Below are 23,201 nucleotides of genomic sequence, written 5' to 3' on the forward strand. Positions count from 1 at the left end.
AAAGTAATTACTTAATCATATAGCTCTGTTATAGGTGGCTGTTGATTTCCGCTTCAGGGGGAACGCTTTCCGCATGAGCCGGTTTTTGGCTCCGGTTCAATCATCCCTCCTCGAAGCTACGCTTCTGCGGGGTCTCACCTGTCACGCTTCTCCTGCTGGAGTCGTCCTCCTTCCGCTCCAATCAACAGCTGTGCTAAAACAACATTCGACTTTAACAAAGCCAATCATATAAAAAAGCTGTTTCGGCTGGGCCGAAACAGCTTGATTTCATTATTCGCCAGATACGAATGGAAGTAGTGCCATTGTACGTGCGCGCTTAACTGCAACTGTCAGTCTGCGCTGATACTTAGCGCTTGTTCCAGTTACACGACGTGGAAGAATTTTTCCACGCTCAGAGATAAACTTTCTTAGTAGATCAACGTCTTTATAGTCGATGTGTGTAATACCGTTTGAAGTAAAATAACACACCTTCTTACGACGACGACCGCCTCTGCGTCCTCCTGCCATGGGATTCCCCTCCTTCTTTTTTAAGATTTTATGGTTCTACACTTCCTAGAATGGCAGATCATCATCTGAAATGTCGATCGGCTGACCGTCATTTGAGAATGGGTCCTTGTCCACTCTTGTGTAGTTCTGATTGTTCTGGTTGTTTTGGTTTTCACGCGGTTGATTCTGACCGAAGTTGTTATTGTCCTGATACCCTTGATTGCTTCCGTAGCTTCCGCCGCCGGACTGGCCGCCTGAAGCATTCTTCGGCTCCAGGAATTGAACACTTTCTGCATTCACTTCAGTGACATACACGCGTTTGCCTTCCTGGTTCTCGTAGCTTCGTGTCTGAATACGTCCATCAACGCCTGCCAAGCTTCCTTTTTTAAGGAAGTTCGCTACGTTTTCTGCTGGACGTCTCCATACAACGCAGTTAATAAAATCCGCTTCACGGTCTCCCTGCTGGTTCGTGAAAGCACGATTAACAGCGAGTGTGAAAGTTGCGACTGCTACACCGCTTGGCGTATAGCGCAAATCCGGATCCTTCGTTAATCGACCGACTAATACGACCCGATTCATCATCAGAACCAACTCCTTTGTGTTTGCGCAGGCCGGCAGATGCCAGCCATTACATAAAGCTTATATTTAGAGATTAGTTTTCTTCTTCGCGAATAGTCATGTGGCGAACGATATCATCGCTGATTTTAGCCAGACGGTCGAATTCGTTGATAGCCTCAGAACCTGAGTTCAACTTAACGATCTGGTAGAATCCTTCGCGGTAATCGTTGATTTCATAAGCGAAACGACGCTTACCCCACTCTTTTGACTCGATGATCTCTCCTCCGTTTGAAGTAAGGATTTCTTCAAAACGCTCAGTTACAGCTTTTTTCTGATCCTCATCAACATCTGGACGGACAATGTACATAATTTCGTACTTTCTCATCGGTTTTCACCTCCTTATGGTCTATGCGGCCTCCTGCTGTCAGGAGACAAGGAGTAATAAACAAATTATATTACTCACAAGGATATATTATAGCACAGTGAAATCTATAGGACAAGGGTGACAGTAAGATTTTGAGATTCTGTTCTTCCCCAAACAGAAATAGAACATTTGTTCTTATTTTATTGTAACGGATTGGGGACGGGATGTCCAGTTGGAGAGGAGGGGGTTTCTGTAGAGGTGGCATGTGATGATGGTTCGGCGTAAAACCGGTGATGTTCGACGTTCGGCACTGCAGATTCGAGGTTCAGCAAACGATGTTCAGCGTAATGATGCACATGTTCGACGCTTAACAGTAAACCTTCGCTCTTTAGTGAAATTTGACCTACCCCGCCGGTGCTTCTCTCTTACAAAAAACAAAACCCCGGCATCTCTAAGCCGGGGGCAAACATTTTTATACGTTAAAACGGAAGTGAATCACATCTCCGTCTTTCACAATATACTCTTTACCTTCAAGACGTACTTTACCAGCTTCTTTTGCCGGAGCCATCCCGCCTGAATTGATCAGGTCGTCATAAGAAACCGTTTCTGCACGGATGAAGCCGCGCTCGAAGTCGGTATGGATAACGCCCGCACACTGAGGTGCTTTCATGCCGTGACGGAAGGTCCATGCGCGGACTTCCTGAACACCGGCTGTGAAGTAAGTCGCAAGACCAAGCAGATCGTATGTTGCGCGGATCAGCTGATCAAGTCCTGACTCTTCAATGCCAAGCTCTGAAAGGAACATTGCTTTTTCATCTTCATCAAGCTCAGCAATTTCCTCTTCAATTTTTGCACAGACAACGATTACTTCTGCATTGTCTTCTTTCGCAAATTCACGTACGCGCTGTACATATTCATTATCTGAAGGATCAGCGATTTCATCTTCACCGACGTTTGCAGCGTAAAGCATCGGTTTACTTGTTAAAAGGTGCATGCCTTTTGCAAGCTTCGCCTGTTCTTCATTTAACTCAACTGTTCTTGCTGCCTGATTATTCTCAAATGCTTCTTTCAGCTTTTCAAGCACAGTCATTTCGATGACAGCATCTTTATCTTTCTGCTTCGCCATTTTCGCAACACGTGCGATACGCTTATCTACAGCTTCCAGGTCAGCTAAGATCAACTCAAGGTTGATGACTTCGATATCATCAATCGGATCCACTTTTCCTGAAACGTGTGTAATATTATCATCTGCAAAGCAGCGCACAACCTGGACGATTGCATCTACTTCACGGATATGTGAAAGAAATTTGTTACCCAGACCTTCACCTTTACTTGCACCCTTTACAATTCCTGCGATATCAGTGAATTCAAATGCAGTAGGAACTGTTTTTTTCGGTTCAACAAGCTCTGTCAGCTTTGTCAGACGCGGATCCGGCACTTCTACGATCCCGACGTTCGGATCGATTGTACAGAACGGATAGTTAGCAGATTCAGCACCTGCTTTTGTAATTGCATTAAATAAAGTAGACTTCCCAACGTTAGGTAAGCCCACGATTCCAGCTGTTAAAGCCATTTCGTTCACTCCTTGAATCTTCTATTGAAAACATATTCATGTGACGTGTCATATACAAACCTCACACAATTATATAGAGTTCCCGGGTTAAATACAAGAGGACCGGCGCTGCCCCCATCACACGTGCCATCAAAAAAACCGTATGAAATCAAATATGATTCCATACGGGTCCTTCGCTGTTTTATTCCTCGTGCTTTACAAGCACTTTCTTCATTTTACGTGAAAATTCCCGGCGCGGGATCATGACGCTGTGTGAACAGCCTTCACATTTTATCCGGATATCCATCCCCATACGGATGATTTTCCACCGGTTGACGCCGCAAGGGTGAGGTTTTTTCATTTCCACTACATCATTCAGTCCAAATTCTTTCTCTTCCATGACACACCCTCCTATTTCTTAACTTTCGCCTGCATATCTGTTTGAAGTTTGCCCGCTTCTTCTCTTGAATACATCACCATACGCGGGAATGGAATTTCAATGCCGCGTTCGTCCAGATAATGTTTGATCTCGCGTTTTAATTCACGGCCGATATACCAGTGTTTCATTGGCTGCGTTTCTGCGATGACACGCATAACGACTTCAGATGCACCAAGTGTCTGAACGCCCAGCAATTCAGGTTTCATGACAATCTCCGGATACTTTCCTTCAAGACCGTCACAGAATTCACGGATCGCCTGTTCTGCTGCCGACACGTCTTCTTCATAGGCGATACTGATATCCACGACAGCTACACTGTTATGGATAGAATAATTTGTTACTTCAGTAATATTGCCATTCGGGAAAATGTGAAGCTCTCCAGTCCAGCTTTTTATTTTCGTTGTGCGGAGGCCGATCTCTTCCACGTGCCCTTCCGCCTGACCGATTCTCACATAATCACCGACAGAGAACTGGTCTTCAAAAATAATAAAGAATCCGGTAATCACGTCCCGTACAAGGTTCTGTGCACCAAAACCGATCGCAAGGCCGACAACCCCGGCTCCGGCAATCAGGCCGCGTACATCAATTTCAAAAGCGGAAAGCACGGCAAGAATCGCTACAAAATACACCACGTAGGATACTACATTTTGCAGCAATTTCAATAGTGTATTTTCACGTCTTGCAGATACCTGAACCGGTCCGCGCGCCCGCACTTTAAAGACATTTTCGATCAATTTTTTGACGATCCGGACGACAATGCCTGCAACGACAATGATGAGAATGATTCTGAGCATGATAATACCCATTTCAATCCATCGCGCTTCATCTGTTAAGTAAGCAACGATTGAATTCCAGGCTTCAGCCATAGCGCCTATATCAACCGCCTCTTCAATCGGCGTTTCATTTGTATCAGGTGCTGCATATTTCAAAAAAATCACTTCCTATTTTTCATTAAAAATCACTTTCAATTAACCTTTATTTTATCAGCGTTCAATTTTTTCTCCAACTTATAAGAAGAAAAAACATTTTGTTCTTTAAAAAGAACAAAATGTATTATATAATGAATAAACAGAATAAAAAATAAAGAACAGCCTATACTGTAGAAGTGAGAGGAGCTGGCATGATGAACGAAGCGATTCCCCCGAGCCAATTTACACAGACGAGCTGCCGCAGTCATTTAGAGGACCATATGACACCACACAGACTGGCAAGAACACTTGCTTCAAAATATCCTGTTGATCGTCCGATTGTCTATGTATGTATAGGAACTGACCGCTCGACAGGGGATTCACTCGGTCCGCTGACAGGGTCACTTCTTGAAAAGAGAAAACTGCCATTTTTCGAGCTGCACGGAACCTTAAAGGATCCTGTCCATGCTCTTAACCTCGAAGAAACCGCTGAAAAAATCAGTACAGACTACAAGGATGCATTTGTTGTAGCAATTGATGCATGTCTCGGCCAGTACCGCAATATTGGCTATATTGAAGTAGGAGAAGGTCCGATTTTCCCTGGGGCAGGTGTTCAGAAGCAGCTGCCGCCGATCGGTGATATGCATATAACCGGTATCGTCAACGCCGGCGGATTCATGGAGCATGCGATGCTTCAGAATACGAGGCTGTATCTTGTAAATGAAATGGCTTCACGCATTACAGATGCCATTCACTATTCCAATATTCTTTTCAGAAAGAGATTAGCTGCAGTCCATACGATTCATATAAATGAACAATTGTTACAATGAGACCGACAATCAGAATTCCAGGCAGCAGGTTGGCTACGCGGATCTTTGTAATCCCGACGAGGTTCAGTCCGATTGCAAAAATCATAATGCCGCCTGCTGACGTCATTTCGGCAATAAACTGATCCATTAACAGTTCGGGCACGAAACGGTCAATCTGCGTGGCAAAAAGCGCGATCCCTCCCTGATAAAGGACAACTGGAATCGCAGAAAATAATACACCGATTCCAAGCGTTGAGGTGAGGATAATTGATACAAAACCATCAATGATGGATTTCGTAAAAAGCACCTGATGATCACCGCGAAGTCCTGAATCCAGCGCACCGATCACACCCATTGCGCCAATGACAAAGATCAGTGTCGCTGTGACAAACCCCTGTGAGATACTTGTCTCCCCATTTGTTCCAACCTTTCTCTCAATCCATCTGCCCATCGCATTCAGCTTATCATCAAGCGCCATCCATTCACCGATAACCGCACCAAGCACCAGACTGATGATGACAATCAGATAGTTGTTGCTTGAAAGCCCCATCTGCAGGCCAAGTACAATCACCGCAAGTCCGATCGCTGACATGATGGTCGCTTTCATTTTCTCCGGTATTCTATGCAGCAGCTTTCCAATCAGCGTGCCTGCGATAATCAATAGTCCATTAACAAGCGTCCCCAGCAATACCAAGCCAAACCCCCTCATTTCTGCATGTGTTACAGATTACTCTTCGTGATCTCCGAGTAACGATAAGATCCGTTCAAGGTCCTCTTCAGACATAAATTCAATTTCGATTTTACCTTTATTTTTATTTTTCCTGATCGCCACGCTCGTGCCAAACCGTTCTCTCAACACAGTTTCCTGATGTTTTAAATGAGGATCAGTCTGCTTTTTCGGCTTGTCTTTGCGCGCAGGGCCTATATCCTGAATCAGTTTCTCCAGCTGACGGACATTCAGGCCTTCACTTACTGTTTTTTCTGCCAGCTGATTAGCTGTTTCAGCATTTTTCACTCCGGCAAGCGCACGGCCGTGACCCATCGTCAGTTTTTTTGATGACAGTTTTTCCAAAATGCCTTCAGGTAAATGAAGCAGGCGCAGATGATTGGCGATATGCGGTCTGCTTTTACCAACTTTTTCTGCGAGTTCTTCCTGTGAAATCTGGAGTTTATCAAGCAGCGTCTGATACGCATTGGCTTCTTCAACCGGCGTGAGGTCTTCACGCTGAAGGTTCTCAAGTACAGAGAGCTCCATCATCTGACGCTCAGTCAGATCGCGGACGACTGCAGGAACATGGGCAAGCCCGGCTGCCTGAGCCGCTCTGAATCTGCGTTCTCCGGCGACGATTTCAAATCCCTTCAGACTTTTCCGTACAATGACAGGCTGAAGAATGCCATGTTCTCTTATGGATTGAGTCAGTTCTTCAAGCGGTGCCTCTTCAAAGATTTTTCTCGGCTGATAAGGGTTCGGCCTGATATCTTTTACAGACAGCTGCTGAACATGCTCATCTTCAATTGGCGACATATCTTTGAAAATATGATTAACACCCTTACCTAATCCTTTAGCCATTTTTAATCACTTCCTTTGCCAATTCAAGATAGACTTCAGCACCTTTTGATTTCGGATCATATAAAATAACCGGCAAGCCGTGACTCGGCGCTTCACTCAACCTTACATTTCTTGGAATAATTGTATGATATACTTTGTCCTGAAAATATTTTTTCACTTCAGCGATGACCTGAATGCCCAGGTTCGTTCTCGCATCAAGCATCGTCAGCAGCACACCATCAATGAGTAAATGATGGTTCAGGTGCTTTTGGACAAGCCGCACTGTACTGAGCAGCTGACTCAAGCCTTCAAGCGCATAGTACTCACACTGTACCGGAATGATACAGGCATCTGAGGCGGTCAGTGCATTAATTGTCAGCATCCCGAGTGAAGGCGGACAGTCAATAATGATAAAATCAAACTTTGACTGGACTTCTTCAAGTGCTTTTTTTAATCTTATTTCCCGGGAAACCATCGAAACAATTTCTATTTCCGCTCCTGCAAGAGAGATCGTTGCAGGTATGGCATACAGATTTTCAACTGATGTTCCTCTGATCACATCTTTCGCTGGTACGTCTTCAATGAGCACATCATAGATGCTCTCATCGACGTCCCCTTTGTTAATGCCAACTCCGCTCGTTGCATTGCCCTGAGGATCCATATCAACCAGGAGCACTTTCTTTCCCAAATAAGCAAGACATGCACTGACATTAACAGACGTCGTCGTTTTACCCACGCCGCCTTTTTGATTCGCAATCGCAATCATTCTCCCCATTCGTGTCACCCGTCCCCTTTTTGTGAATGCTTCGGTCTATGAAAATATTATGTTTATTTTAACAGAGATTTGTTGAAAAAGTAGAGGGGTTGCTTATGAAGCGGATGGGGTGATCACATCTGCAGATACGACCATCAATTCTGCTGTCGCGACCACTGCAGGCGCTGATACGACCACAAACCCGGGTGTATCGCACCATCACAGGGCAAAACACGACCATCATCAGCCTCCATACGACCACCCACCATCCAAAAATAAAAACCCGCCAGAATCAGCGGGCTTTCTCTCAATCTATTTCTTTTTCTTTGGCAACTTAATCGTAATCTGATAGTAATCATCATACTCTTCTTCCTTGGAATCGAGCTTCATCCCGGAATCAGAGATCATATTGAGCGACTGACGGATTGTGTTAACAGCAATCCGCATGTCTTTATTGAATGCTTTTCGCTTTGGCTTCGGTTTTGTCTCAGTTGATTCAAGCATCTTCTGCACGCGCTGTTCGGTTTGCTTGACGTTCAGCTGCAGTTCGATGATATCTGCTGCGAGTTTATTTTGCAGCTCAGCATTTTTTAATGGAATCAGTGCACGCGCATGACGTTCAGTGATCTGTTTTTGAATAATGCTTTCCTGTACAAATTCAGGCAGCTTTAAAAGACGCAGCTTGTTTGCGACCGTCGACTGACCTTTTCCGAGGCGCTGAGCCAGGGCTTCCTGTGTCAATTCATGAAGATCCAGGAGCTTTTGGTAAGCCATTGCTTCTTCCACGGGAGAAAGTTCTTCACGCTGAAGGTTTTCAATTAAAGCAACAGATGCTGTTTCAGTATCACTCATATTTTTGACGATGGCAGGAACGGTTTCCCATTCAAGTGACTTCATCGCGCGCCATCTGCGTTCACCGGCAATGATCTCATAGGAACCGTCTCCGCTTTCGCGTACCACGATTGGCTGAATAATGCCGTGTGTATGAATGGTTCTTGCCAGCTCATCTATTTTTTCATCATCAAAAATCGTTCTCGGCTGAAAACGGTTCGGTTTGATCTGATGAATATCAATTTGTTTAACTTCTTCTTGGTTTACTTCTTTTTCTTCCGTGGTTTCAGGCGAAACAGGCTCGTCCTTATCACCAAGGCCAAAGATCCGTGAAAACGGAGTCTTCATCAAGACACACCACCCTTTGTGAAAAACTAAACGCCATTATGAAAGCGGAGATTTGTTCGGTGTTCCCGGCTTTCTTGGATACTTCTTAGGTGTAGATTTTGTTTTTTCCACGACAATAACCGATCGTTCACTTTCTTCTTCAGGAAGCGTGAAAGCATATTCGGCTGACTTTTTGCCTCCGAGAAGCTTCAGCGCTTTTTCACCCTGCTCAAGTTCATCAGCAGCGCCTGCGCCCTTCATCGCTACAAAATGCCCGCCTGTTTTGACAAGCGGCAGACAAAGCTCTGACAGCACAGAAAGTCTGGCAACGGCACGGGCAGTCACCAGGTCATACTGTTCACGGTGTGCAGCGTTTTGGCCGAAAGTCTCAGCGCGGTCATGGTAAAAGTGTACATCAGTCAGCTTCAGCTCATCTGCTAAGTGATGTAAAAACGTAATTCGTTTATTTAATGAATCCACAATTGACACTTTCAGGTGCGGGAAGCAGATTTTAATCGGAAGACTCGGAAAACCTGCGCCCGCTCCTACATCACAAATACTGAGCGGCTTTGTAAAATCAACATAAAAAGCCGCTGTGATAGAGTCATAAAAAGCCGCTGTGATAGAGTCATAAAAATGCTTTAAATATACTTCTTCACGGTCAGTGATCGCGGTCAGATTCATTTTCTCATTCCATTCAACGAGAATTTCATGATACTGCCTGAACTGCTGAAGCTGCCCGTCACTTAACGTAATGCCATTTGCTTTTAGCTGTTCGAAAAACTGCTGTTCTGTCATATTGGTCTCCTTTAGATCATTCAACCGGATACTTTTGCAATTTTACCCTGTTCAATATAGACAAGTAAAATTGAGATATCCGCCGGATTTACTCCGGAGATGCGTGAAGCCTGGGCGATCGACAGCGGCTGAACCTCGTGCAGCTTCTGTCTTGCTTCTGAAGCAAGCCCGGTAATGGCATCATAATCAATGCCTTCTGGAACTTTTTTATTCTCCATCTTTTTCAGCTTATCAACCTGCTGAAGAGATTTTTCGATATAACCCTCATATTTCACCTGAATCTCGACCTGCTCCTCTACATCACCCGGGAGCTCAGTCTCTGCAGGTATTAATGCTTTAATATGATTGTACGTGATTTCCGGTCTTCTTAAAAGGTCTGTTCCGCGAATTCCGTCTTTTAAAGCAGAGCTGCCTGCTTCTTCAAGCAGTGATTGAGTCGCTTCATTCGGCTTAATAATGACTTCTTTCAGCCTGTTAATTTCCGCATCAATCATCTCTTTTTTCGCATTAAAACGGCTGTAGCGCTCTTCTGAAATCAGTCCGATCTCATGACCGACATCTGTTAATCTTAAATCGGCATTATCATGGCGTAGAAGCAGACGATATTCAGCGCGTGACGTCAGCAGACGGTACGGTTCATTTGTCCCTTTTGTCACAAGGTCATCAATCAGTACCCCAATATACGCATCAGAGCGGCTTAAAATTACTTCTTCTTTATTAAATGCACGGCGCGCAGCATTAATACCGGCCATCAGACCCTGTCCTGCTGCTTCCTCGTAGCCTGACGTTCCATTGATCTGACCTGCAGTATAAAGGTTGCGGATCTTTTTCGTTTCAAGCGTCGGCCACAGCTGTGTCGGCACCATCGCATCATATTCAATCGCATAGCCTGAACGCATCATCTGTGCATTTTCAAGACCTGGAATCGTTGAAAGAATCTGCTGCTGAACATCTTCTGGCAGACTTGTTGATAGACCCTGCACGTAGACTTCCTTTGTGTTACGGCCTTCAGGCTCAAGGAAAATCTGGTGACGCGGCTTATCGTTAAAACGGACCACCTTATCTTCAATAGATGGACAATAGCGCGGCCCTGTTCCTTTAATCATACCTGAATACATCGCTGAGCGGTGCAGGTTATCATCAATAATCTGATGCGTTTCAGCATTTGTATACGTCAGCCAGCATGGCAGCTGGTCCGTAATAAATTCTGTCGTTTCATAACTGAATGCACGCGGCGTTTCATCGCCCGGCTGAATTTCAGTTTTCGTATAATCAATCGTCGAACTATTTACACGCGGCGGCGTACCTGTTTTAAAACGGACGACATCAAAGCCAAGCGCTCTCATATGATCTGCCAGACCAATTGAAGGCTGCTGGTTATTAGGACCGCTTGAATATTTCAGATCTCCGATAATCACTTCGCCACGCAGGAACGTGCCTGCTGTGATAATCGTCGTTTTTGCGCGGAATGTTGCGCCTGTATTAGTAATAACGCCGTGGCATTCGCCATCTTCAATAATCAGTTCTTCAACCATTCCCTGAAGCAGCGTCATATTCGGTTCATTTTCAATCGTTTCTTTCATCATTTGCTGATAAAGTACTTTGTCAGCCTGGGCACGTAACGCACGCACAGCAGGCCCTTTTCCCGTATTCAGCATACGCATCTGAATATGCGTCTGGTCAATTGTACGTCCCATCTGACCGCCAAGTGCGTCAATTTCACGGACAACAATGCCCTTTGCCGGACCGCCGACAGAAGGGTTACATGGCATAAATGCCACCATATCAAGATTTATAGTCAGCATGAGCGTTTTTGCACCCATTCGTGCAGAAGCAAGACCCGCTTCCACACCCGCATGACCGGCACCAATGACGATTACATCATAATTTCCTGCCTCAAATTTTTTCACCATAGTGATGAATGTCCTCCTTTTTAACTAAATCAGTGCCGCTGATTTCCGCTTCAGGCGGAGGCTTTCCGCGCGGCGTGCGCTGAGCCTCCTCGAGCTGAAGCTCTGCGGGGCCTCAGCTGTCACGCTTTTCGCGCCGGAGTCCCCGCCTTACGCTCCAATCAGCTAGTTGCAATTAAATAGATGATCTATTTAACACTGATTCAGATAACTATATTTTAAAATAAACCACCCTTATAAAGTTGGGTCAGTTTTATATCACTTGACTGATCGGAAGAGAAATTGCGCTAGCCGGAGTGGAAGGCGGCGACTCCAGCAGGAGAAGTCGGACAGGTGAGACCCCGCAGGTGAAGCCGAGGAGGCTCACCGCCGGCCCTGCGGAAAGCGTCCGCCTGAAACACAGGGTAGCAGTTACTATAATCTATATTATTTCCCAAGACAAAACTGCGAGAATAGCTGGTCGATCAGGCTTTCCTGAACAGTATCACCGATCATCTCACCAAGGATCTCCCACGTACGGCGCAGATCAATCTGCACCATATCAACCGGTGTCCCCATCTCAGCACCCTGAATCGCTTCTTCAATCGCCTGCAGTGCCTGATGCAGCAGTGCAATGTGGCGGCTGTTTGATACATATGTGCCGTCACCAAGATCGACTGCCCCGTCAAAGAATAATGAAGCAATCGCTTCTTCAAGCTCATCTACACCCTGCTCTTTTAAAAGGGAAGTCGTCACAAGCTTGTGATCACCTGACAGCTGCTTTACTTCATCCAGATCAATTGCCTGATCAAGGTCCGTTTTATTCACAATCACGATCACATCCATACCAGTGACCGCTTCAAACAGCCTGCGATCCTCATCAGACAGCTCTTCACCGTGATTTAACACAAGTAAAATCAGATCCGCTTCCTTTAAAACCTGGCGCGACCGTTCCACACCAATCCGCTCGACAATATCTTCTGTTTCACGGATCCCGGCTGTATCAACGAGTTTGAGTGGAACACCTCTGACATTTACATACTCTTCTATTACATCACGTGTCGTGCCGGGAATATCCGTTACAATTGCTTTATTCTCCTGCACAAGACTATTTAATAAGGAAGATTTTCCGACATTCGGTCTGCCAATAATCACGGTTGAGAGGCCTTCACGCAGAATTTTCCCCTGTTCTGATGTTCTCAGCAGCTTCTCCACTTCATCTCGTACGTATTGTGATTTTTCCATCATCATATTCAATGTCATTTCCTCGACATCATCATACTCAGGATAATCAATATTTACTTCCACCTGCGCTAAAATTTCGAGGATCTCCTGACGCAGCGACTGCACAAGACGCGACAGCCTTCCCTGCATCTGATTCATTGCGACATTCATCGCACGATCTGTCTTGGCGCGGATCAGATCCATTACTGCTTCCGCCTGAGACAGGTCAATCCGTCCATTTAAAAATGCGCGCTTGGTGAATTCACCAGGCTCAGCAAGCCTGGCACCTTCACGCAGCAGCAGCTGAAGTACGCGGTTTACACTCACAACACCGCCGTGACAATTAATTTCAACTACATCTTCACGCGTAAAGGTTTTAGGTCCCTTCATGACTGACACCATGACTTCTTCAATGGTCTCATCGGTTTTCGGGTCCACAATATGACCGTAGTGAATGGTGTGGGATGGGACAGACTGCAGCTGCTTCCCGCCACTTCTATATACTCGGTCAGCAATCTTGAAAGCCTCATCACCGCTCAACCGGACAATTGCGATCGCACCTTCACCCATTGGCGTTGATATTGCTGCAATCGTGTCAAACTCCATAACATGTCACCCCGTTTTTCTTTCTATATACATTAAGAAGGGCCTTCCGCACAGAAGGCCTCGGTTATATACTCTCTAAATCATTAGAATACCATACTTTTGCATTAAAAAAAAGAAAATCAGTTGGCATTATCCACAATGTATGGTATTTAAGATGGTTATTCACATGTGGATAACGTAATTTATTTAAATAATTTGTGTAAGTTGGCTGATGTTTTCTTCTCCCGTTGAATCTTTCCGTGACCGGGCGCTGAGCCATCCAACTATGAAGATAGGGTAATACCTCAATATATTTAACAATAAAATTTTTATATTATTTTTAAATATTTACCATAATATTATTTTATTTTTTAGCTATGTTAAAGAACGATGTTGTTTTAGCACAGCTGGTGATTGCAGCGGAAGGGGGACGACTCCAGCAGGAGAAGCGTGACAGGTGAGACCCCGCAGGCGAAGCTGAGGAGGCTCACCGCACGCCCTGCGGAAAGCGTTCCCCCTGCAGCGGAAATCAACAGCCACCTTTAACAGAACCTATTTTTTAAAAGATAAATTGTAAAACATGCTTTATGACTGCATTCTCAGTGTAGCGGAGCGGAAGGCGGTGACTCCGGGACGAATAGAGGGAAGCTGAGACCCCGCAACCGAAGGTGAGGAGGTCTTATGGAGCCACAAAACGGCTCATCCAGGAAAGCATCCGCCTGAAGCGCAGCGAAACGATTCCCATAAAAAAATCAGCTGCCATAAGACAGCTGATTTTTATTAATATTTAGCAGTGATCACCAGATAGCGGTGAGGGTCGCGCCCTTCTGAATGAGTTTCAATATCACGTCTTGACGATAGCGTACTGTGAATGATTTTCCGTTCAAAAGATGGCATCGGCTCGAGCTTTACAGGACGACCGGTCCGGACTGCCTGTTCTGCTTTGCGTTCAGCAAGCTGGCTGAGCGTGACGCGTCTTCTTTCACGGTAATTTTCTGCATCTAACACGATTGTAACAAATTGATCTGTGTAGCGGTTTGCAATCAGCTGGGCAAGCGCTTGAAGCGCATTTAGCGTTTGTCCGCGTTTGCCGATCAACAGTGCAACTTTTTCACTTTCAAGCAATATTGTAACGGTTTTTCCTTCCCGCTGGACAGATGTTGAGAGTTCAACATCCATCTGACGGGCAATATCCTTTAAGTAGCGATCCACTTCTTCAATTGCATCTCTTTTTCGGATCACCTGCACTTTTGCAGGTCGTGATCCGAGCCCGAGAAAACCCTTTTTTCCTTCATCGAGCACTGAAATTTCAGCACGCTCTCTGGAAATGCCAAGCTTTACAAGCGCTTCAGAAACAGCGTCTTCCACCGTTGCACCAGTCAGCGTGATTTCCTCATTCACATACAGCCCCTCCTATCAAGTTGAGCTTTCCACTTCATCTTTTTTCTTGAATGTACCATTAATGAGTAATGTCTGCACAATCATAAAGACGTTACCGACTACCCAGTAAAGTGAAAGGGCAGTTGGGAAGATGAAAGCAAATACTGCGATCATAACAGGCATCAGATATAGCATAATCTGCATCTGCGGGTTCATACCTGCCGGGTTTCCGGCCATCATGATTTTTTGCTGAAGGAATGTCGTTAAACCAGTAACAATCGGCAAAATAAAGAATGGATCCGTCTCACCAAGGTCGAACCATAAGAAATTGTGATTGGCGATTTCTGTCGTTCTTACAATCGCATGATAAAATGCGATCAGAATCGGCATCTGAATCAATAACGGGAAACAGCCGGCAAGCGGGTTTACTCCGTGTTTTTGGAACATCGCCATTGTTTCCTGCTGAAGTTTTTGCTGTGTTTGAGCATCCTTTGAAGAATACTGTTCACGTAACTTCATCATTTCAGGCTGAATTTCCTGCATACGCTTTGTGTTTTTTGTCTGCTTGATCATCAGTGGCAGCAGTACAAAACGAATTAAAAGTGTAACGACAACAATTCCGAGACCATAGTTTTCATTAAAAAATTCAGCTACCTGTGTAATCAGCCAAGATAGTGGATACACAAAATAGCTATTCCAAATCCCTTCACTGTCTGATGTGATCGGCTGATCGATTTCCGTACAACCTGCAAGGAAAACAGCAACGACCGCAAACATCATAAAGGGAAAGAGCTTCTTCTTCACGAATATGTTCCTCCCTGTCTATCTTTTCATTCTTAAAAAATCTCATAACCACCCGTTATTGTAACACGTTTAGTCAAATAAAGGCGTTATTTCTTAGAATTTTCACTTTTAAGCACACGTGCTTTTTTCATCACATGTGTCAGGCTTTTTTTCGTTTCATGGAAATTCAAATCAGCTGCCGGCTTTCTTGCGATCACAACATAATCGTAAGAGGGGTCCAGCTCATTTGACAGTTCCAGAAAAACCTGTCTGATATATCGTTTTACCTGGACACGCATGACTGCATTGCCAACTTTTTTGCTGACAGACAGGCCAAGCCTGAACATAGTTTGATCCTGCTTTTTCAGGCGGTAGAGCACGAACTGACGGTTGGCCATTGATGTTCCTTTTTTAAATACCGCCTGAAATTCAGGATTTTTTTTGATTCTCTGCTCTTTTCTCATTACGCCACCCACAATTTTAGATATTTTTTCGGTATTTAAGCGAAAAAAGACCACTGAGTGGAATCAGTGGTCTTAAGCAGACAATACTTTACGTCCACGTTGACGGCGGCGAGCAAGAACTTTGCGTCCGTTCTTCGTGCTCATGCGTGCGCGGAATCCGTGTACTTTACTTCTTTTACGAGTATTTGGTTGGAATGTACGTTTCATAGTAAGACACCTCCTAAAAAGATCATGATATCTATGATCAGAACTCTAAAACATTTTAAGTCATTATAGCGACGATAAGTCGTTATTGTCAATGTCTGATTCGTGCAACCACTATATCATAACACCCCATGCGTGCGCATTCAATAGAAAAATGAAAAAATGATCAATTTCTGTAAGGAACATTGATGTTTCTACTATAGAAAGGGAATGATATGACCTTTCTAGCTGAAGTTAATGATCACAGCGCAATAGCTGGTGACACGAAAACGGCCGCATGTAACATACAAATCATCGTGTTGTCCCGAAATAATATCCACTTCATTATAGAAGAAAGAATAACTAATTAAATACCGCTGTTAAAAATATTTTCATCATCTCCAGGATCCTTTCATTTTCCCGCCACTTCTGAATACCATCTTTATCAGATTCAAATTCTCTCAATCTGTTAATAACTCTGCACAGCCAATTAGACGCAAAAAAATTATCCACAACGCTTATCGACACCTTTTTCACATGTTCATCCCTTGTGGATAGTTGGAATCCACGTGTTGAAGGGGATGTGGATAAATATGATCAAGCATTGCACTGATTGGTTTTATTTGATATTATAGTTGTGTTTTCACTCTGAATAACTTTTTAACAGATTTATATTATCCACAAATGTGGATAGCCTGTGGATAAACATTTTCACATGCATGTAAAAAGTTGTCCACAGCTGCTGAATATTGTCGATACATCACGAATTCGGCTTTTTTCGTTATTCATGATGATGTATATATATGAATATTTCATTTTGAGAATGTTTTTCTCGAAAAATAATCGTAAAAGGAGGGGGCATTTAGTTGGAAAATATCACGGATTTGTGGAATCGCGCACTCGAAGATATGGAGAAAAAAATCAGTAAGCCAAGCTTTGAGACCTGGCTGAAATCAACTAAGGCATTTTCGCTGCAGCGGGATGTTTTGACTGTTACCGCACCCAATGAGTTTGCGCGTGACTGGCTTGAAGGAAACTACACCCAGCTGATTGGCGGTGTATTAAAAGAAGTCACCGGTGAAGAGCTGAAGGTGAAATTCATTATTCCTCAAAATCAGGATGAAGATGATTTCGATCTTACTTCACCGCCAAAGAGGCCGGTTGTTGACGATGACCAGCAGGAATGGTCAAAGAGCATGCTGAATCCGAAGTACACATTTGATACGTTTGTTATCGGATCCGGTAACCGCTTTGCGCATGCAGCATCACTGGCTGTTGCTGAAGCACCGGCAAAAGCTTATAATCCGCTTTTTATCTACGGGGGCGTGGGTCTTGGAAAGACGCACTTAATGCATGCGATCGGGCATTATGTACTTGAACATAATCCGAATGCGAAGGTTGTCTATTTGTCTTCAGAGAAATTTACAAATGAGTTTATTAATTCAATCCGTGACAATAAAGCGGTGGATTTTCGCAATAAATATCGCAACGTAGATGTTCTCTTAATAGATGATATTCAGTTTTTGGCCGGTAAAGAACAAACGCAAGAGGAATTCTTTCATACTTTTAATACACTTCACGAGGAGAGCAAACAGATTGTCATCTCCAGTGACCGGCCGCCAAAAGAAATTCCGACACTTGAAGACAGACTGCGTTCGCGCTTTGAATGGGGTCTGATTACTGATATTACACCGCCTGATCTTGAAACAAGAATTGCTATTTTACGTAAAAAAGCAAAAGCTGAAGGACTCGATATCCCGAATGAAGCGATGCTTTATATTGCCAATCAGATCGATTCCAATATCCGTGAGCTTGAAGGCGCGCTGATCCGCGTTGTTGCGTACTCGTCTTTAGTGAGCAAGGATATTAATGCGGACCTGACAGCTGAAGCACTGAAAGATATCATGCCAAGCTCAAAACCGAAAGTGATTACGATTATGGATATCCAGAAAACAGTCGGGGAGCATTTCAGCGTGAAGCTTGAAGACTTTAAAGCGAAGAAAAGAACGAAGACAGTTGCGTTCCCGCGTCAGATTGCCATGTATCTTTCGAGAGAGCTCACCGATTTCTCTTTACCGAAGATCGGGGAGGAATTTGGCGGGCGTGATCATACAACTGTTATTCATGCGCACGAAAAAATCTCCAGATTACTCGTTGAAGATGATTCTTTGAAGCATGAGATTAAGGAAATCAAATCTTCCCTGCAGAAATAATCTGTTGATAAGTGTGGATAGCCGTTACAGGTCTGAACACATTTTATTCACATGTGGAAAACCTGCATAGCAATTCATTAACAGGCTTATCCACATATCCACAGCACCTACTAGTACTATTACTATTTATTTAAAAAATAATTATTATATAACTCGCAGCAGTATGCGAAGAGTTGGAGGCTATCTCACATGAAATTTCAGATACAGCGCGATAAGCTGGTTGATGGCGTAAATGATGTTATTAAAGCAGTGTCATCAAGAACGGCGATTCCGATTTTAAGCGGTATTAAGATCACTGCACACGATGAAGGGATTACACTGACAGGCAGTGACTCAGATATCTCAATTGAATCTTTTATTCCGAAAGAAGAGGACGGAAAAGAAATTGTTAACGTTGAACAGACTGGCGGCATCGTCCTCCAGGCAAAGTTTTTTGAAAGCATCGTTAAGAAACTGCCGCTTGATACAGTTGAAATTGAAGTACATTCTCATCTCCAGACAGTGATCCGCTCAGGTAAATCCGAGTTTAATCTGAATGGCCAGGATGTGAATGAATATCCACGTCTTCCTGAAATTGAAGAAGACAGCGTATTAAAAATTCCTACAAACCTTTTAAAAACAATGATCAGACAGACTGTTTTTGCAGTGTCCGCCTCAGAAACACGCCCTATCTTGACAGGTGTAAACTGGACAGTGGAAGATGGCATGCTGAACTGTGTTGCAACAGACAGTCACCGCCTGGCAATGCGTAAAGCACCGATCAACGGCGGCAACGGGGAACCTTATAAAGCAGTAATCCCTGGTAAAAGCTTAAATGAGCTGAACAAAATTCTTGATGATACAGCAGATGAAACGGAAATTGTTATGACTGAAAACCAGGTGCTTTTCCGTGCGAAGCATGTATTATTCTTCTCGCGTCTGCTTGAAGGAAATTATCCTGATACGTCACGTCTTGTTCCGTCTGAAAGCAAAACGGAAATGACAATCGGCGGGAAGGACTTCCTTCAGGCGATTGACCGTGCCTCACTTTTAGCGAGAGAAGAGAGAAACAATGTCGTGAAGCTTCACATCAGTGAACAGGGCGGCGTACAGATTTCTTCCAACACACCTGAGATTGGTAAGGTTGTGGAAGAAGTGCAGAGTGACGCAACAACTGGTGAAGAGCTGACGATTTCGTTCAGCGCGAAATATATGATGGATGCACTGAAGGTTCTTGAAGGTGCTGAGACGAATATCCAGTTCACAGGAGCGATGAGACCATTCGTCCTCCGCCCAACCGGTGACGACTCTATCCTGCAGCTGATCACACCTGTGAGAACGTATTAATAAGCTAAACCGGATTCCTAAGGCGGGAATCCGGTTTTCGTACTTTTAGAACACTGATGTTTCCTTTGTTTTCGGGTCTCATTTGGGGTAAAATAAAAGGATAAGTGAATGCAGAAAGAAGTGATAAAAATGACTGAACAAATTACCATTCAGACTGAATATATTACGCTTGGACAATTTCTGAAATTAGCAAATGTGATCCAGAGCGGCGGCATGGCAAAATGGTTCCTTGGGGAGCATGATGTTTTTATTAACGATGAGCAGGATCAGCGCAGAGGACGCAAGCTGCGTGACGGGGATACAGTATTCATCCCGGAAGTAGGCACGTACAAAGTAAAATCGGAAGGGTAACAGCGAATGCACATTGAGCAGCTTGAGCTTACTCACTATCGAAATTATGACAAGCTTACATTAACGTTTGATAACAATGTCAACGTCATCCTTGGAGAAAACGCACAGGGCAAGACAAACGTGATGGAGTCCATTTATGTCCTGGCGATGGCAAAATCGCACAGAACGTCAAATGATAAAGATTTGATACAATGGCATGAAGAGTATGCTAAAATAGAAGGTAGAGTGATGAAGCAGCACGGCGCGCTTCCTCTGGAACTTGTGATTTCAAAAAAGGGGAAGAAAGCGAAAGTCAATCACCTTGAACAATCAAAACTCAGCCGCTATGTCGGCCATATGAATGTAGTCATGTTTGCGCCCGAAGATCTCCACCTTGTAAAGGGGAGCCCTCAAGTAAGGCGTCGTTTTATTGATATGGAGATTGGCCAGGTTTCTGCAGTGTATTTACACGACAGCAGCCTTTACCAGAAGATTCTGCTTCAGCGCAATCACTATTTGAAACAGCTGCAGGCAAGAAAGCAGACAGACCAGACAATGCTTGAAGTATTGACTGACCAGTTTGTTGAGATGGCTGCTAAGATTGTCGTGCGCCGTTTTCAATATTTGAAGCTTTTGCAGGAATGGGCTGAGCCGATTCACAAAGGGATTTCACGGGGGCTTGAAACGCTTGAGGTTGTGTACAAGCCATCTGTACAGGTAACAGCAGATGCCAGTCAGCAGGAAGTCGAAGAAGTCTTCCGGGAAAAACTGTCTTCTGTCCGCCAGCGTGAAATTGAGCGCGGCGTGACCCTTGCAGGACCTCACCGTGATGATCTGCAGTTTTTAGTGAACGGTCATGATGTCCAGACATTCGGCTCCCAGGGTCAGCAGCGCACAACAGCGCTGTCGATCAAGTTAGCTGAGATTGAATTGATCCACGCAGAGATTGGTGAATATCCGATTTTACTTCTGGATGATGTGCTGTCGGAGCTGGATGATTTCCGCCAGTCCCATTTACTGAATACAATCCAGGGGAAAGTCCAGACATTTGTCACCACCACCAGCGTGGAAGGGATTGATCATCAGACACTGAATGAAGCGACAACCTTTATTGTCGAGGACGGTGTGATGAAAAAAACTGGAGGGAGCTGACCCGGGCATGTATGTGCATATTGGGGAAGACGCAATGGTCAGAATGAATGATATCGTGGCGATTATGGATATGCAGGCAGCTGAGGACTCGCTCATTATGGAGCAGTTCATGAAAGACAACGATAACGGTATCGTTGATCTCTGTCAGTCAGCCTGTAAGTCAATTGTCATCACTGATTTCAAAGTTTATTTATCACCATTGTCCTCAGCTACCCTTAAAAAAAGAGCGGAAAAAATGAGCAGGCCCTTTGGCCGCAAGCAATAGAAAGTGCAGGTGAGATCGCGTGGCAACTGAAGATACAAACATCCAAGCCTATGATGAAAATCAGATACAGGTGCTTGAAGGTCTTGAAGCAGTTAGAAAACGTCCGGGTATGTATATCGGATCGACTGCCGCAAGAGGACTCCACCACCTTGTGTGGGAAATCGTTGATAACAGTATTGATGAGGCACTGGCAGGCCACTGTGACACAATTTCAATCAGAATTACAGAAGATAACTGGATCGAAGTAGAAGATAACGGACGCGGCATTCCAGTCGGGACGCACGAGAAGATGGGTCGTCCGGCTGTTGAGGTCATCATGACAGTCCTGCATGCCGGCGGTAAATTCGGCGGCGGCGGATATAAAGTGTCAGGCGGACTCCACGGTGTAGGGGCTTCAGTCGTTAACGCGCTATCTGAAGAACTGCAGGTATATGTGCACCGTGACGGGAAAGTCTACAATCAGGTATACAGACAGGGTGTTCCACAGTTTGACCTGAAAGTGATCGGCGAGACAGATCACACAGGAACCATTACACGCTTTAAAGCGGATCCTGAAATTTTTACTGAAACGACTGAATATGATTTTGATACGCTTGCAAACCGTGTGAGAGAGCTTGCTTTCTTAAACCGCGGACTTGCACTTGAAATAGAAGATCAGCGCGAACAGGACGAAGAAGGCAACAATATCGTCAAGCGTTTTCACTATGAAGGCGGAATTAAGTCTTATGTAGAGCACTTAAACCGTTCAAAAGAAGTGATCCATCCGGAGCCTGTGTTTATTGAAGGGGAAAAAGACGGTATCTCAATCGAAATCTCCATGCAGTATAACCAGGGTTTTGCGAGCAATATTTATTCTTTTGCCAATAACATCAACACATATGAAGGCGGAACGCATGAATCCGGCTTCAGAACAGCACTCACGCGTGTGATCAATAACTATGCAACGCGTAATAACCTGCTGAAGGATGCTGATGGCAACCTGTCAGGTGAAGACGTGCGTGAAGGTCTGACAGCGATTGTCTCAATCAAGCACCCTGATCCTCAGTTTGAAGGTCAGACAAAGACGAAGCTTGGTAACTCAGAGGCAAGAACGATTACCGATCAGCTATTCTCAGAACACTTTACAAAGTTCATGATGGAAAACCCTCAGGTGGCCCGTCAGATCGTTGATAAAGGGTCGATGGCAGCGCGTGCCCGTCTTGCAGCGAAAAAAGCACGTGAGCTGACGCGCAGAAAGAGTGCCCTTGAAGTATCGAGTCTTCCGGGTAAACTGGCTGACTGTTCTTCAAGAGATCCACATATCAGTGAGATCTACGTAGTTGAGGGTGACTCTGCCGGTGGTTCAGCCAAGCAGGGCCGTGACCGTCACTTCCAGGCGATTTTGCCGCTTCGCGGAAAGATCATTAACGTTGAAAAAGCGCGTCTGGATAAAATTTTATCTAATAATGAAATCCGTGCCATCATTACGGCACTTGGAACAGGAATCGGCGAGGACTTTGATATTTCCAAAGCCCGTTATCATAAAGTTGTCATCATGACAGATGCCGATGTCGATGGTGCGCACATCCGTACGCTCCTGCTGACATTCCTATACCGCTATATGCGTCCGATTATTGAGGCAGGCTATATCTACATTGCCCAGCCGCCGCTTTACAAAATCACGCAGGGTAAAACAGTCCGTTATGCATACACTGATCGTGAAATGAATCGCATTCTCTCAGAAATGCCGGCTGCGCCAAAGCCTGGTCTTCAGCGTTATAAGGGTCTTGGAGAAATGAACCCTGAGCAACTGTGGGAAACAACGATGGATCCTGAATCACGTACGATGCTTCAGGTAAGTCTTGAAGATGCGATTGAAGCAGATGAAACATTCGAAATTCTGATGGGTGATAAAGTAGAGCCACGCAGAATGTTTATCGAAGAAAACGCTGCATACGTAAAAAATCTGGACGTGTAAACGTATTTATAAATGCGGAGGGATAGGCTGTCCTATCCCTTCTTATATGTTTAAGACTGAGTAATTGCTGGAATA

Annotated in this window: 24 protein-coding genes; 7 read left to right on the top strand and 17 right to left on the bottom strand. The window is 44.6% G+C overall.

The genetic code is table 11. The features are described from left to right. Positions 1–270: 270 nt before the first annotated feature. From rpsR to KP77_RS17265, 6 genes are all read right to left on the bottom strand, one after another. Positions 271–507, bottom strand: a complete 237-nt coding sequence (rpsR, locus tag KP77_RS17240; protein ID WP_039812930.1) for a 30S ribosomal protein S18 — start codon at positions 505–507, stop codon at positions 271–273. A 45-nt stretch (positions 508–552) separates the two neighbouring features. Next, complete coding sequence (gene ssb / locus KP77_RS17245; RefSeq protein ID WP_041123982.1) at positions 553–1,068, bottom strand: single-stranded DNA-binding protein; 516 nt, start codon at positions 1,066–1,068, stop codon at positions 553–555. A 70-nt stretch (positions 1,069–1,138) separates the two neighbouring features. Continuing rightward, positions 1,139–1,429, bottom strand: coding sequence for a 30S ribosomal protein S6 (gene rpsF, locus KP77_RS17250; protein WP_041123983.1), 291 nt, complete (start codon positions 1,427–1,429; stop codon positions 1,139–1,141). A gap of 451 nt (positions 1,430–1,880) precedes the next feature. Continuing rightward, positions 1,881–2,981 (bottom strand): redox-regulated ATPase YchF, encoded by a 1,101-nt coding sequence (gene ychF / locus KP77_RS17255; RefSeq protein WP_041123984.1) that lies wholly within the window; start codon positions 2,979–2,981, stop codon positions 1,881–1,883. 181 nt (positions 2,982–3,162) lie between these two features. Beyond that, positions 3,163–3,360 (bottom strand): DUF951 domain-containing protein, encoded by a 198-nt coding sequence (locus tag KP77_RS17260; RefSeq protein WP_041123985.1) that lies wholly within the window; start codon positions 3,358–3,360, stop codon positions 3,163–3,165. An 11-nt stretch (positions 3,361–3,371) separates the two neighbouring features. Further along, positions 3,372–4,265 (bottom strand): mechanosensitive ion channel family protein, encoded by an 894-nt coding sequence (locus tag KP77_RS17265; protein WP_041124032.1) that lies wholly within the window; start codon positions 4,263–4,265, stop codon positions 3,372–3,374. A 254-nt stretch (positions 4,266–4,519) separates the two neighbouring features. Here KP77_RS17265 and yyaC point away from each other — a divergent pair, with 254 nt between their 5' ends. Continuing rightward, positions 4,520–5,137: a spore protease YyaC gene (gene yyaC / locus KP77_RS17270; protein ID WP_052474395.1), complete on the top strand. Its 618-nt coding sequence runs from the start codon at positions 4,520–4,522 to the stop codon at positions 5,135–5,137. Here yyaC and KP77_RS17275 read toward each other — a convergent pair. The 11 genes from KP77_RS17275 to rpmH form a co-directional block, all read right to left on the bottom strand. Continuing rightward, positions 5,079–5,810 (bottom strand): DUF554 domain-containing protein, encoded by a 732-nt coding sequence (locus KP77_RS17275; protein WP_041123986.1) that lies wholly within the window; start codon positions 5,808–5,810, stop codon positions 5,079–5,081. The two genes, yyaC and KP77_RS17275, sit on opposite strands and share 59 nt — an antisense overlap. 33 nt (positions 5,811–5,843) lie before the next feature. Continuing rightward, positions 5,844–6,686 carry a ParB/RepB/Spo0J family partition protein gene (locus KP77_RS17280; protein WP_041123987.1) on the bottom strand — a complete coding sequence of 281 codons (843 nt, stop codon included), beginning with the start codon at positions 6,684–6,686 and terminating at the stop codon, positions 5,844–5,846. Next, entirely contained in the window at positions 6,679–7,440 is a 762-nt protein-coding gene (locus KP77_RS17285) for a ParA family protein (protein WP_041123988.1), read from the bottom strand. Before KP77_RS17285 ends, KP77_RS17280 begins: the two co-directional genes overlap by 8 nt. A gap of 291 nt (positions 7,441–7,731) precedes the next feature. Beyond that, on the bottom strand, positions 7,732–8,598 hold the full coding sequence (gene noc / locus KP77_RS17290; protein ID WP_041123989.1) for a nucleoid occlusion protein: 867 nt from the start codon (positions 8,596–8,598) through the stop codon (positions 7,732–7,734). Positions 8,599–8,634: 36 nt separating this feature from the next. Next, a complete protein-coding gene (gene rsmG, locus KP77_RS17295; RefSeq protein ID WP_041123990.1) occupies positions 8,635–9,375 on the bottom strand; it encodes a 16S rRNA (guanine(527)-N(7))-methyltransferase RsmG in 741 nt (246 codons plus the stop codon). Positions 9,376–9,395: 20 nt separating this feature from the next. Then, complete coding sequence (gene mnmG, locus KP77_RS17300) at positions 9,396–11,288, bottom strand: tRNA uridine-5-carboxymethylaminomethyl(34) synthesis enzyme MnmG (protein ID WP_041123991.1); 1,893 nt, start codon at positions 11,286–11,288, stop codon at positions 9,396–9,398. Positions 11,289–11,711: 423 nt separating this feature from the next. Next, positions 11,712–13,094, bottom strand: a complete 1,383-nt coding sequence (gene mnmE / locus KP77_RS17305; protein WP_041123992.1) for a tRNA uridine-5-carboxymethylaminomethyl(34) synthesis GTPase MnmE — start codon at positions 13,092–13,094, stop codon at positions 11,712–11,714. A 759-nt stretch (positions 13,095–13,853) separates the two neighbouring features. Further along, positions 13,854–14,474 carry an RNA-binding cell elongation regulator Jag/EloR gene (gene jag / locus KP77_RS17310; RefSeq protein ID WP_041123993.1) on the bottom strand — a complete coding sequence of 207 codons (621 nt, stop codon included), beginning with the start codon at positions 14,472–14,474 and terminating at the stop codon, positions 13,854–13,856. Between the two features lie 15 nt (positions 14,475–14,489). Continuing rightward, positions 14,490–15,257, bottom strand: a complete 768-nt coding sequence (gene spoIIIJ, locus KP77_RS17315) for a YidC family membrane integrase SpoIIIJ (protein WP_041123994.1) — start codon at positions 15,255–15,257, stop codon at positions 14,490–14,492. A gap of 86 nt (positions 15,258–15,343) precedes the next feature. Next, a complete protein-coding gene (gene rnpA, locus KP77_RS17320) occupies positions 15,344–15,700 on the bottom strand; it encodes a ribonuclease P protein component (protein WP_041123995.1) in 357 nt (118 codons plus the stop codon). Between the two features lie 72 nt (positions 15,701–15,772). After that, the gene (gene rpmH / locus KP77_RS17920; protein ID WP_082029149.1) at positions 15,773–15,907 is read right to left on the bottom strand and encodes a 50S ribosomal protein L34; all 135 of its coding nucleotides are present in this window, start codon (positions 15,905–15,907) and stop codon (positions 15,773–15,775) included. Positions 15,908–16,749: 842 nt separating this feature from the next. Here rpmH and dnaA point away from each other — a divergent pair. From dnaA to gyrB, 6 genes are all read left to right on the top strand, one after another. After that, positions 16,750–18,096: a chromosomal replication initiator protein DnaA gene (dnaA, locus tag KP77_RS17325; RefSeq protein ID WP_041123996.1), complete on the top strand. Its 1,347-nt coding sequence runs from the start codon at positions 16,750–16,752 to the stop codon at positions 18,094–18,096. A gap of 189 nt (positions 18,097–18,285) precedes the next feature. Further along, entirely contained in the window at positions 18,286–19,422 is a 1,137-nt protein-coding gene (gene dnaN, locus KP77_RS17330) for a DNA polymerase III subunit beta (protein WP_041123997.1), read from the top strand. A gap of 129 nt (positions 19,423–19,551) precedes the next feature. Next, positions 19,552–19,773: a S4 domain-containing protein YaaA gene (gene yaaA / locus KP77_RS17335; protein WP_041124034.1), complete on the top strand. Its 222-nt coding sequence runs from the start codon at positions 19,552–19,554 to the stop codon at positions 19,771–19,773. Positions 19,774–19,779: 6 nt separating this feature from the next. Beyond that, positions 19,780–20,904 carry a DNA replication/repair protein RecF gene (recF, locus tag KP77_RS17340; RefSeq protein ID WP_041123998.1) on the top strand — a complete coding sequence of 375 codons (1,125 nt, stop codon included), beginning with the start codon at positions 19,780–19,782 and terminating at the stop codon, positions 20,902–20,904. A 7-nt stretch (positions 20,905–20,911) separates the two neighbouring features. After that, complete coding sequence (gene remB / locus KP77_RS17345) at positions 20,912–21,169, top strand: extracellular matrix regulator RemB (protein WP_041123999.1); 258 nt, start codon at positions 20,912–20,914, stop codon at positions 21,167–21,169. A 19-nt stretch (positions 21,170–21,188) separates the two neighbouring features. After that, positions 21,189–23,126 (top strand): DNA topoisomerase (ATP-hydrolyzing) subunit B, encoded by a 1,938-nt coding sequence (gene gyrB / locus KP77_RS17350; RefSeq protein WP_041124000.1) that lies wholly within the window; start codon positions 21,189–21,191, stop codon positions 23,124–23,126. The last annotated feature ends 75 nt before the right edge of the window (positions 23,127–23,201 follow it).

This window comes from Jeotgalibacillus alimentarius (genome assembly GCF_000829445.1).
Taxonomy (GTDB): Bacteria; Bacillota; Bacilli; order Bacillales; family Jeotgalibacillaceae; genus Jeotgalibacillus; species Jeotgalibacillus alimentarius.